The sequence below is a fragment of the Mesorhizobium sp. P5_C1 genome (assembly GCF_054049815.1).
On record NZ_JBFULQ010000183.1, the window covers coordinates 1 to 10,169 of the forward strand.

General features: G+C 63.4%; 9 protein-coding genes. 8 read left to right on the forward strand and 1 reads right to left on the reverse strand.

Translation table 11 applies throughout. From position 1 onward, the window contains the following. Nucleotides 1–94: 94 nt before the first annotated feature. Entirely contained in the window at nucleotides 95–841 is a 747-nt protein-coding gene (locus ACXJ7R_RS16190) for a cytochrome c biogenesis CcdA family protein (protein ID WP_457152716.1), read from the reverse strand. A 180-nt stretch (nucleotides 842–1,021) separates the two neighbouring features. On the opposite strand from ACXJ7R_RS16190, the gene ACXJ7R_RS16195 reads away from it, so the two are divergent. The 8 genes from ACXJ7R_RS16195 (at nucleotide 1,022) to rpmG (ending at nucleotide 10,088) form a co-directional block, all read left to right on the forward strand. Next, on the forward strand, nucleotides 1,022–1,399 hold the full coding sequence (locus tag ACXJ7R_RS16195; RefSeq protein WP_457152717.1) for a COG4315 family predicted lipoprotein: 378 nt from the start codon (nucleotides 1,022–1,024) through the stop codon (nucleotides 1,397–1,399). 365 nt (nucleotides 1,400–1,764) lie between these two features. Continuing rightward, nucleotides 1,765–4,401 carry a type I DNA topoisomerase gene (topA, locus tag ACXJ7R_RS16200; protein ID WP_457152718.1) on the forward strand — a complete coding sequence of 879 codons (2,637 nt, stop codon included), beginning with the start codon at nucleotides 1,765–1,767 and terminating at the stop codon, nucleotides 4,399–4,401. 6 nt (nucleotides 4,402–4,407) lie between these two features. Continuing rightward, a complete protein-coding gene (gene rnr, locus ACXJ7R_RS16205) occupies nucleotides 4,408–6,714 on the forward strand; it encodes a ribonuclease R (protein ID WP_457152719.1) in 2,307 nt (768 codons plus the stop codon). After that, nucleotides 6,714–7,160 carry a DUF983 domain-containing protein gene (locus ACXJ7R_RS16210; RefSeq protein ID WP_457152720.1) on the forward strand — a complete coding sequence of 149 codons (447 nt, stop codon included), beginning with the start codon at nucleotides 6,714–6,716 and terminating at the stop codon, nucleotides 7,158–7,160. The genes rnr and ACXJ7R_RS16210 overlap by 1 nt, the downstream gene beginning before the upstream one ends. A gap of 86 nt (nucleotides 7,161–7,246) precedes the next feature. Continuing rightward, the gene (locus ACXJ7R_RS16215) at nucleotides 7,247–7,987 is read left to right on the forward strand and encodes an NUDIX hydrolase (protein ID WP_457152721.1); all 741 of its coding nucleotides are present in this window, start codon (nucleotides 7,247–7,249) and stop codon (nucleotides 7,985–7,987) included. 23 nt (nucleotides 7,988–8,010) lie between these two features. Then, nucleotides 8,011–9,189 (forward strand): MFS transporter, encoded by a 1,179-nt coding sequence (locus ACXJ7R_RS16220; protein WP_457152722.1) that lies wholly within the window; start codon nucleotides 8,011–8,013, stop codon nucleotides 9,187–9,189. Between the two features lie 118 nt (nucleotides 9,190–9,307). Continuing rightward, on the forward strand, nucleotides 9,308–9,766 hold the full coding sequence (locus tag ACXJ7R_RS16225) for a hypothetical protein (protein ID WP_457152723.1): 459 nt from the start codon (nucleotides 9,308–9,310) through the stop codon (nucleotides 9,764–9,766). A gap of 154 nt (nucleotides 9,767–9,920) precedes the next feature. Then, on the forward strand, nucleotides 9,921–10,088 hold the full coding sequence (gene rpmG, locus ACXJ7R_RS16230; protein WP_006201775.1) for a 50S ribosomal protein L33: 168 nt from the start codon (nucleotides 9,921–9,923) through the stop codon (nucleotides 10,086–10,088). Nucleotides 10,089–10,169 lie beyond the last annotated feature (81 nt).

A 10,169-nucleotide genomic window follows, 5' to 3' on the forward strand; every position in this document is an offset into this window, starting at 1 on the left:
GCACCAATGCGGTTAAATTCCGGTGAGATGGTAGAGCAGCTGACTCTTAATCAGCGAGCCCACGCCGCGCCTTTCGCATCTTAGGCAAGGGGATTCACCCCAGCCRTCCGAGCACTGGGAAATTCTCGAGCAGCCAGTAGGATACGGTCTGTACGCCGCCAGTGAGGAAAAACACCCCGGCGACGACCAGCAGCGCGCCAATGGCTTTCTCGACGCGGCCGAGATGGACTCGGAATTTGCCGAGGAAGCGCATGAAGGCGCCCGAAAACAGCGCCGCGATGAGGAACGGGATGCCGAGGCCAAGCGAATAGGCGGCGAGCAGCAGCGCGCCCTCGCCCACTGTCTCGCGGCCGCCGGCCAGCGTCAGGATCGGCCCCAGCACCGGGCCAATGCAGGGCGTCCAGCCGAACGCGAAGGCCAGTCCCATGACATAGGCGGCGATCGCACTTGCCGGCTTGCCCTGCGACTGGAAGCGCGCCTCGCGCGACAACAGTGGAATGCGCAAGATGCCGAGGAAATTCAGGCCCATCAGGATGATCAGCACGCCAGCGGCCATCGCCAGCGGCTCCTGCCAGACCCGCAGCCAGTGGCCGATGGTCGAGGCGCCGGCGCCGAGCGCGACGAACACGGTCGAGAAGCCGAGCACGAAGGCGATCGAGGCATAGAGCAGCGCGCCGCGCGCGCCCTCACGAGCCGTCACGCCCGCATTGCCACGAAAATCGTCGACCGAGACGCCGGCCATATAGCAGAGATAGGGCGGCACCAGCGGCAGCACGCAGGGTGACAGGAACGAGATCGCTCCCGCCCCGACCGCGCTGACATAGCCGATGTCCAATGCCATTACAAAGCTCCGACCGTTCCGGCGCCGATATAGGCTCGACCTTGCTTCTCCACCAATCACCATTTTGTGGCAAGTCGTCGCGGCATGTGCAGGTCGGGGAAGAAACGCCGGCTCGCAAGCGTTGATACAGCGAGGCCGCGATTTCCCGCGCGCCTCCAGATATCAGCCAGGGAGATTTCCATGAAAACCATAACCGTAGGGCTGGCCGCGCTTTTGCTGAGCACCGCCGCATCCTTCGCCGCCGAGGCGTGGAAGGAAGCTGAGGTCAATGGCACCAAGATCTACACCGACGCCAACGGCATGACGCTTTATACCTATGACAAGGATGAGAAGGGCAAGACCAATTGCTACGACAAGTGCGCCACCAACTGGCCGCCGCTGAAGGCCGAGGCCGGCGCCAAGGCGGATGACGAATGGAGCGTCGTCGACCGCACCGACGGCACCAAGATGTGGGCCTATGACGGCAAGCCCGTCTATACCTTCGTCAAGGACAAGAAGGCGGGCGACATATCCGGCGATGGCGTCGCCGGCGTCTGGCACATTGTCAAGGCCGACTGAGTTCTCAATCCGGGTCCTGCCGCTGGCGGGACTTCGGCTGGCTGCCGGGTATCCCTCCAAACCCGGCGGCTGGCACCAAGCAAGCTCTCATGGCGTCCACCCCTGCGATACCCGGCCGGCTTTCCTCGACTCGGCGGAAAAATGAATCGGGTCGTTTCCGCTGCCTCGCGTCTGCCATCTCCCTTTACCGGAATACTGTGATTTTCTCCATACACTCTAAGAGTGTATTGCTGCGGACAGCCCTGCAATTTGGGCACTTCCCCTTGACCGGATGCAAAAGCGCGGCCATGTGAGCGGCAAATAGAACGAGATTTCGTCGCGCGCAGCGGAATTCTTCTGCCGCATCACAGCTGATATGAGACCTCATGGACGTCGTCGTCGTCGAATCGCCGGCCAAGGCAAAGACAATCAACAAATACCTCGGCAAGAACTACAAGGTTCTGGCCTCGTTCGGCCATGTCCGCGATTTGCCGGCCAAGGATGGCTCGGTACGTCCGGACGAGGATTTCGCCATGTCCTGGGCGGTCGACACCGCCTCGGGCAAGCGGCTTGCCGACATCGCCAAGGCGGTCAAGGATGCCGACGGCCTGATCCTCGCCACCGACCCGGATCGCGAGGGCGAAGCCATTTCCTGGCACGTGCTGGAAGTGCTGAAGCAGAAGCGCGCGCTGAAGGACAAACCGGTCAGCCGCGTCGTCTTCAACGCCATTACCAAGTCGTCGGTGCTGGAAGCGATGGCCAATCCGCGCCAGATCGATGCGCCGCTGGTCGATGCCTATCTGGCTCGGCGGGCGCTCGACTATCTCGTCGGCTTCACGCTGTCGCCGGTTCTGTGGCGCAAACTGCCGGGCGCCCGTTCCGCCGGCCGCGTCCAGTCTGTCGCATTGCGCCTGGTCTGCGACCGCGAATCCGAGATCGAACGCTTCATCCGCGAGGAATACTGGCAAATCGCTGCCCTCCTCGGCACGCCGCGCGACGAGAACTTCGAAGCCCGGCTGACCGCCTTCGATCGCAAGAAGCTGCAAAAGCTCGACATTTCGAACAAGGCGCAGGCAGATGACATCAAGTCGATGCTCGAAGGCGCGACCTTCAAGGCGGTGACGGTCGAAGCCAAGCCGACCAAGCGCAATCCCGGCCCGCCCTTCACCACCTCGACGCTGCAGCAGGCCGCCTCATCGGGCCTCGGCTTCTCGGCCAGCCGCACCATGCAGGTGGCGCAGCGCCTCTATGAAGGCATGGAAATCGGCGGCGAGACGACCGGCCTGATCACCTATATGCGAACCGACGGCGTGCAGATGGCGCCGGAGGCGATCTCGGCCGCCCGTGACGCCATCGCCAAGGAATTCGGGCCCAAATACCTTCCGGAAAAGCCGCGCCTTTATACCACCAAGGCCAAGAACGCTCAGGAAGCGCACGAAGCGATCCGCCCGACGGACTTCATGCGCACCCCAGCTTCAGTCAGGCAATATCTCGATTCCGACCAGATGCAGCTTTATGAGTTGATCTGGAAGCGCGCCATCGCCAGCCAGATGCAGCCGGCCGAGATCGAACGCACCACGGCCGAGATCGAGGCCGTCAACGGCCCCCGCACCGCCGAGCTTCGCGCCATCGGTTCGGTCGTTCGCTTCGATGGCTTCATCGCTGCCTACACCGACCAGAAGGACGACGATACGGAAGACGAGGAAAATCGCCGCCTGCCGGAAATCCGCGCCGGCGAGCAGCTTGCCCGTCAGGCGATCAACGCCACCCAGCACACCACCGAGCCGCCGCCGCGTTACTCCGAAGCCTCGCTGATCAAGAAGTTGGAAGAGCTCGGTATCGGCAGGCCGTCGACCTACACGGCGATCCTGAAGACGCTCGAGGACCGCGACTACGTCACCATCGACAAACGCCGGCTGGTGCCGCAGGCCAAGGGCCGGTTGTTGTCGGCCTTCCTCGAAAGCTTCTTCGAACGCTATGTCGAATACGACTTCACCGCCTCGCTTGAGGAGAAGCTCGACGAGATCTCCGACGGCAAGCTCGCCTGGAAGGACGTGCTGCGCGATTTCTGGAAGGATTTTTCAGGCGCCGTTGCCGACATCAAGGAATTGCGCGTCACCGACGTGCTCGACGCGCTCAACGAGGAACTGGCCCCGCTGGTGTTTCCCACGCGTGAGGACGGCTCCAATCCGCGCATCTGCCCGAAATGCGGCACCGGCAATCTGTCGCTGAAGCTTGGCAAATTCGGCGCCTTTGTCGGCTGCTCGAACTATCCCGAATGCTCCTTCACCCGCCAGCTCGGCGATGCCGCCAACCCCAATGGCGAGAACGGCAATGGCGAGGACGGCACCAAGGTCATCGGCAAGGACCCCTATACGTCAGAGGAAATCACGCTGCGCAGCGGCCGCTTTGGCCCCTATCTGCAGCGCGGCGACGGCAAGGAGGCCAAGCGCTCCAGCCTGCCCAAGGGCTGGACGGCTGAAACCATCGACCACGAGAAGGCGCTCGCCCTGCTGTCGCTGCCACGCGATGTCGGCCAGCACCCGGAATCCGGCAAGATGATCTCGGCCGGGCTCGGCCGCTATGGTCCGTTCGTGCTGCATGACGGCACCTACGCCAATCTCGACAGCATCGAGGACGTGTTCTCGATCGGCCTCAACCGCGCCGTGTCGGTGATCGCCGAGAAGCAGTTGAAGGGCAAGGGCGGTCGCAATGGCGGCACAGCCGCCGCCTTGAAGGAGCTTGGCGACCATCCCGATGGCGGCGGCAAGATCGTCGTGCGTGACGGCAAATACGGGCCTTACGTGAATTTTGGCAAGGTCAATGCCACCCTGCCCAAGGGCAAGGATCCGCAATCGGTGACGGTTGAGGACGCGCTGGCGCTGATAGCCGAGAAGGAAGCCAAGGGCGGCGGCGGCAAGAAGCCGTTCCGCAAGGCGGCAGCGGCCAAGGCGCCGGCAACCGGAAAGACGACGGCCAAGAAAACGGCGGGCAAGAAGCCGGCCGCGAAGAAAAAGGGGTAGGACGGCGTGGCGCGCAGGATCACCGGTAGAAGCCACGGCGATCCGCGCACCGCTGACACGAGGGCCAAGGTCAAGGACGACTATCGGCCCTCGCGTGACGAAATCCTGCGCTACATCGCCGAAAATCCCGATCGCGCCGGCAAACGCGACATCGCCAAGGCGTTCGCGTTGCGCGGCGACGACCGCATCTGGCTGAAGGATATTTTGCGCGACCTGCAGGACGAAGGCGTCCTGACCAAGGAGCGCAAAAAACTCGCCCGCGTTGGCGCCCTGCCCCACGTCGCCGTGCTCGATATCTTTGGCCGTGACGGCGACGGCATTTTGCTGGCGCATCCAGCGGAAGCCGTCGGCACTGGTGAGCCACCCGTTGTCTCCATCCGGATCTCGCGCAGCGGCAACGGCCCGGCGCCCGGCATCGGCGACCGCGTGCTGGCCAAGACCTTTCCGACCAACGAAGCGACAGGCCCAGCCTATACCGGGCGGGTGATGAAGATCTTCGAGAAGCGCAGCGATGCGGTTCTCGGTGTCTTTCGCATCTTGCAGGACGGCACCTTCCGCATCGAGCCGGTCGAGCGGCGCCAGCCCGAACTGATCGTCGACAAGGAATTCCAGAACGGCGCCAGGAACGGCGACCTCGTCGAGGTCGAGCCGGCGCGCGCCTCCCGCTATGGGCTGCCTAGAGCCAAGGTGCTCAACGTGCTGGGTTCGCTGACCAGCGAAAAGGCGGTCTCGATGATCGCCATCCACGCGCATGACATTCCGCATATTTTTCCTGCCGACGTCATCGCCGAGTCCGAAGCGGTCAAGCCCGCAACGATGGATCACCGCGAGGACTGGCGCGACCTGCCGCTGGTCACCATCGATCCGGCCGACGCCAAGGACCATGACGACGCCGTCTTCGCCACATCGGATCTCGACGAGAAGAACCCTGGCGGCGTGGTCGCCACAGTGGCGATCGCTGATGTCGCCGCCTACATCCGCTATGGCACGGCACTCGACCGCGAAGCGCTGAAACGCGGCAATTCGGTCTATTTCCCGGATCGCGTCGTGCCGATGCTGCCCGAGCGCATCTCCAACGATCTCTGCTCGCTGCGCGAAGGTCAGGACCGCCCAGCGCTGGCGGTGCGCATGGTTTTTTCGGCCGACGGCCGCAAGCTGAGGCACTCCTTCCATCGCGTGATGATGAAGTCGGCGGCAAAACTTGCCTACCAACAAGCCCAGGCGGCGATCGACGGCGTGCCGGACGACAAGACCGGTCCGATCCTCGACACCGTGCTGAAGCCGCTGTGGGACGCCTATGCGATCCTGAAGCGAGGCCGCGACGGCCGCCAGCCGCTCGAACTCGACTTGCCGGAGCGCAAGATCCTGCTCAAGCCGGATGGCACCGTCGATCGCGTCATCGTGCCGGAACGGCTTGATGCACACAAGCTGATCGAAGAATTCATGATCCAGGCCAATGTCGCCGCGGCAGAGACGCTGGAGGCGAAGAAGCAGGCGCTGGTCTACCGCGTCCATGACGCGCCTTCGCTGGCCAAGCAGGAATCGCTGCGCGAATTCCTGCAGACGCTTGGCCTGTCTCTGGCGCGCGGCGCGCAGATGCGGCCAAGCCAGTTCAACGGCATTCTGGAGGGCGTGCGCGGCGCCGACAATGAAGGCCTGGTCAACGAGGTGGTGCTGCGCTCGCAGAGCCAGGCCGAATATTCGCCCAAGAACATCGGCCATTTCGGCCTCAACCTCAGGCGCTACGCGCATTTCACCTCGCCGATCCGCCGCTACGCCGACCTCATCGTGCACCGCGGACTTATCGCCGCACTCGGCCTCGGTCCGGGCGGGCTGACGCAGGACGAGGAGGCACGGCTCGAAGACATTGGCGTGCTGATCTCAGCCACGGAACGGCGCGCAATGGCGGCTGAGCGCGACACAGTCGACCGGCTGATCGCCGCCTATCTCGCCGAGCGAATCGACGACCGGTTCGACGCCCGCATCTCCGGCGTCACCAAATCGGGACTATTTGTCCAATTGCCGCAGTATGGCGCAGATGGTTTCATCCCGGTGTCAACTTTGAATGGCGATTACTATATATACGACGAAGCCGCCCGCTCCCTGTTCGGAGAACGTTCGGGCAAAGGCTACCAACTCGCGGATCGCGTTGAGGTCCGGCTCGTCGAGGTGGCACCAATGGCCGGCGCGATGCGCTTCGAGATGTTGACCGACCCGAAGCCTTTGCCAGGTTCCAAGCGGTCGTTTCACAAGGCCAAGGGCCGCGCCCGCGCGTCGCAATCGCGACCGGGTTCGCGCGGCAGGAGAAGATGATGGCAACAGCCATGGAAGACCAGGTTTTCGGCGGCGAACATCACTCGGGTCGGGCCGCCCGCCCGCTGTGGACGGCGATGAAACGCGGCATGCTCGGCCGCTGCCCGCATTGCGGCGAAGGCAAGTTGTTTCGCGCCTTCACCAAGACCGTCGATAAATGCAGCGTCTGCGGCGAGGAATTGTACCACCACCGCGCCGACGACCTTCCAGCCTATCTCGTCATCGTCATCGTCGGCCACATCGTGCTTGGCGCCTTCATGGCTGTCGAGGCGACATCGACACTGTCCACCTGGCAACACATCGCCATCTGGGTACCGCTGACCATCATTCTGGCGGTGGGGCTGCTACAGCCGGTCAAGGGTGCCGTCATCGGACTGCAATGGGCCTTCTATATGCACGGATTCGGCGGCGAGCATGACGGGATCGACCCCCATCCCGGGGTCTAGGTCAAAGTTGGCTGCGCTCGCTGGTGCAACACACCGACCGTGAAAGGCCACTTTCGCTTGCCAGAAGTTTCCGCTAGGTCCTGCGCATGGACGGTATGACCAAGGCGGAAGTCGACAGGATCGAGCGGAGCATGATCGCTCATAGCGACCAGCCAATTCGTCCGCGCGACGCGGCGACCCTGATCCTGCTCGACCGCGAGGGCGACGAGGTGCTGGTCCTGATGGGCCGTCGTCATGCCGGCCACGCCTTCATGCCAGGCAAGTTCGTGTTTCCCGGCGGCCGCACCGATCCGGCCGACAGCCGCATCGCGGTCGCCGCTGTATTGCATCCGGAGCAGGAGGCAAAGTTGCTCGCCGGGCCGGGCCGCACAAGTGCTGCGCGGGCCCGCGCCATTGCCTTGTCGGCGATTCGCGAGACCTATGAGGAAGCCGGGCTGCTGATTGGCCGCAAAGGTGCTTTCATCACCGCCAGACCCGATTGGCAGGGCTTTGCCGAACACGGCGTGCAACCCTCTCTCGACATGCTGCGCTTCGTCGCGCGCGCCATCACGCCACCCAACCGGGTGCGCCGCTTCGACACACGTTTCTTCAGCGCCTGGCGCGATGACGTCGCCGTCGAACTGCCGGGTGGCGGCCCGACCAATGAACTCGAAGAACTGGTCTGGCTGCCGCTGGCCAAGGCCAGGGAAGCCGACATACCCGACATCACCCGAACGATCCTGGACGAGCTCGAAAAGCGCCTCGCCCATGATCCGCAGTTGCGTCCGGGCGGTCCTGTGCCCTTCTACCGGCTAGTCCGCAACCGCTTCACCCGCGAAATTCTGTAGAACATCGAGTATTCAGACATCCCATGACGGTCGATACCCAACCACAGGGCGACGAACGCGTACACTGGCTGCCGATGGTGGCGGCGATCTCGTCGATCAGCGTCGTCGGCATCGCCATCGGCCTCGGTATGCCGCTGCTCAGCGTCATTCTCGAAACGCGCGGCCATTCGGCGTCGATGATCGGCCTCAACACGGCCGTCGCCGGCCTAGCCTCGATCGCCGGTGCCCCGCTGGCGACGCCACTCGCCATGCGCTTCGGCGTGGCCTGGACGATGATTGCCATGATTGCCACCGGCGCCCTGGCCTTCGTCGGCTTCCACTTCGCGCCGGATTTCTGGATGTGGTTTCCGCTTCGTATCGTGCTGCACATCGCGCTGACGGTGCTGTTCATCCTGTCCGAGTTCTGGATCAGCACCTCGGCGCCGCCGCATCGACGTGGCCTTGTGCTCGGCATCTACGCCACTGTCCTGTCGCTCGGCTTTGCTGCGGGACCGTGGCTGTTTGCCCATCTCGGCAGTTCGGGCTTCAGGCCATTCGGCGTCATCATCGCATTGGTGACGCTGGCCGCCATTCCGGTGCTGGCGGCGCGCAATGAGAGCCCGACCATCGCTTCTGATGGCGAAACCAGCAATTTCCTGCGCTACATCTGGCTGGTGCCGTCAGCAACCGCTGCCGTGCTGGTGTTCGGCGCCGTCGAAACCGGCGGCTTTGCGTTGTTCCCGGTCTATGGCAACCGCATCGGCTACTCCGAGGCCGACGCAGCCCTTCTCCTGACCATGATCGGCCTCGGCAATGTGCTGCTGCAGATCCCGATCGGCATGATCAGCGACCGCGTCAGCGACCGCCGCTATCTGCTGATTGCCTGCGCCACTGTCGGCCTTGCCGGCACGGTCTTCATGCCCTTCTTTGCGCAGAACTGGCACCTGATGGCGGCCCTTCTGTTCGTCTGGGGCGGCGTCGTTGCAGCCATGTACACAATCGGCCTTGCCCATCTCGGCTCGCAGCTCTCCGGCCACGAGCTGGCGTCGGCCAACGCCGCCTTCGTGCTCTGCTACGGCGTTGGCATGGTGCTCGGTCCGCAAGCGATCGGCATCGGCATGGATGCGTTCGGTCCATCCGGCTTCGGCTGGTCGCTCGGCCTGTTCTTCGCCGCCTACATCGGCCTGGTCAGCGTCAGGCTGGTCCGCAAGATCCTGCTGTAGCGCCACGCTGCTTCCGGCCTGCATTTCACGCGGCGACACGACAGGCTGCTGACAGAACCGTGTCAGCAGCCTCCGGTTATAAGGCTCCCTCAAAATATCTGAAGTTGAGGATCCTCCCATGATCGACAGCGGCTTTGAAACCACTTCGTTGCGAATGACACTGCTCCTGCTGGTGACCTTTCAGGCGCCGGCCGCCGATGTCGACCGCATCATGGATGCGGTGGTGGCGATAGCGCCGCTGGCGATGGGCAAATATGACCGCAACGCCTACCAGTCGGCACATGGCATCGAACGCTACAGGCCGCTCGACGGGGCGGCCGCCGGCGCCGAGACCGAGTTGCGGCGTCGCCCCGGCACAGTCGAGGTTTCGTTCGAACTGCCCGACGACCAGGTGCTGGCCGCGCGCGTCGTCGAGGCGATTTTCCAGGCGCACTCCTACCAGGAGCCGGTGATCCGCATCCAGCCGATCCTGGCCAGCCGCTCCAAGGGGCTGGACGACCGCGCCAATCCGAATCGCTGGTGGAACACCACCGGAGACTGGAAGAAGGTTGGGGCGCCCGCGAGAGAAAGCGCATGATTTGAGGCTACTGGCCTGCTCCGGCGGGTGGTACAAGCTTCGCCGGGCTTGACTTTCCAGGCACGTTCTTTATGTGTCGCGCCAAGTTTCCCGCGTCCGGGTGTTTCCCCGTGCTCCAGCGGCCAAAACCCCACGAACATAACGGACTGAAATCATGGCCAAAGCCGCAAACATCAAGATCAAGCTTCTGTCGACCGCCGACACCGGTTTCTTCTACGTGACCAGCAAGAACAGCCGCACCAAGACCGACAAGCTGTCGTTCCGCAAGTACGACCCGGTCGCCAAGAAGCACGTCGAGTTCAAGGAAACCAAGATCAAGTAATCTGGTTTCTCCAAAAATGCCGAAACGCCGCCCAATGGGCGGCGTTTTCGTTTGCAGGACCATCGGACGGCAGTCCATTGC

What these genes read in the sequence shown, in the direction of transcription:
- ACXJ7R_RS16220 (WP_457152722.1), top strand. Translation starts at nt 8,011, where the DNA reads ATGACGGTCGATACCCAACCACAGGGCGACGAACGCGTACACTGGCTG.
- ACXJ7R_RS16215 (WP_457152721.1), top strand. Translation starts at nt 7,247, where the DNA reads ATGGACGGTATGACCAAGGCGGAAGTCGACAGGATCGAGCGGAGCATG.
- topA (WP_457152718.1), top strand. Translation starts at nt 1,765, where the DNA reads ATGGACGTCGTCGTCGTCGAATCGCCGGCCAAGGCAAAGACAATCAAC.
- ACXJ7R_RS16210 (WP_457152720.1), top strand. Translation starts at nt 6,714, where the DNA reads ATGGCAACAGCCATGGAAGACCAGGTTTTCGGCGGCGAACATCACTCG.
- ACXJ7R_RS16225 (WP_457152723.1), top strand. Translation starts at nt 9,308, where the DNA reads ATGATCGACAGCGGCTTTGAAACCACTTCGTTGCGAATGACACTGCTC.
- ACXJ7R_RS16195 (WP_457152717.1), top strand. Translation starts at nt 1,022, where the DNA reads ATGAAAACCATAACCGTAGGGCTGGCCGCGCTTTTGCTGAGCACCGCC.
- rpmG (WP_006201775.1), top strand. Translation starts at nt 9,921, where the DNA reads ATGGCCAAAGCCGCAAACATCAAGATCAAGCTTCTGTCGACCGCCGAC.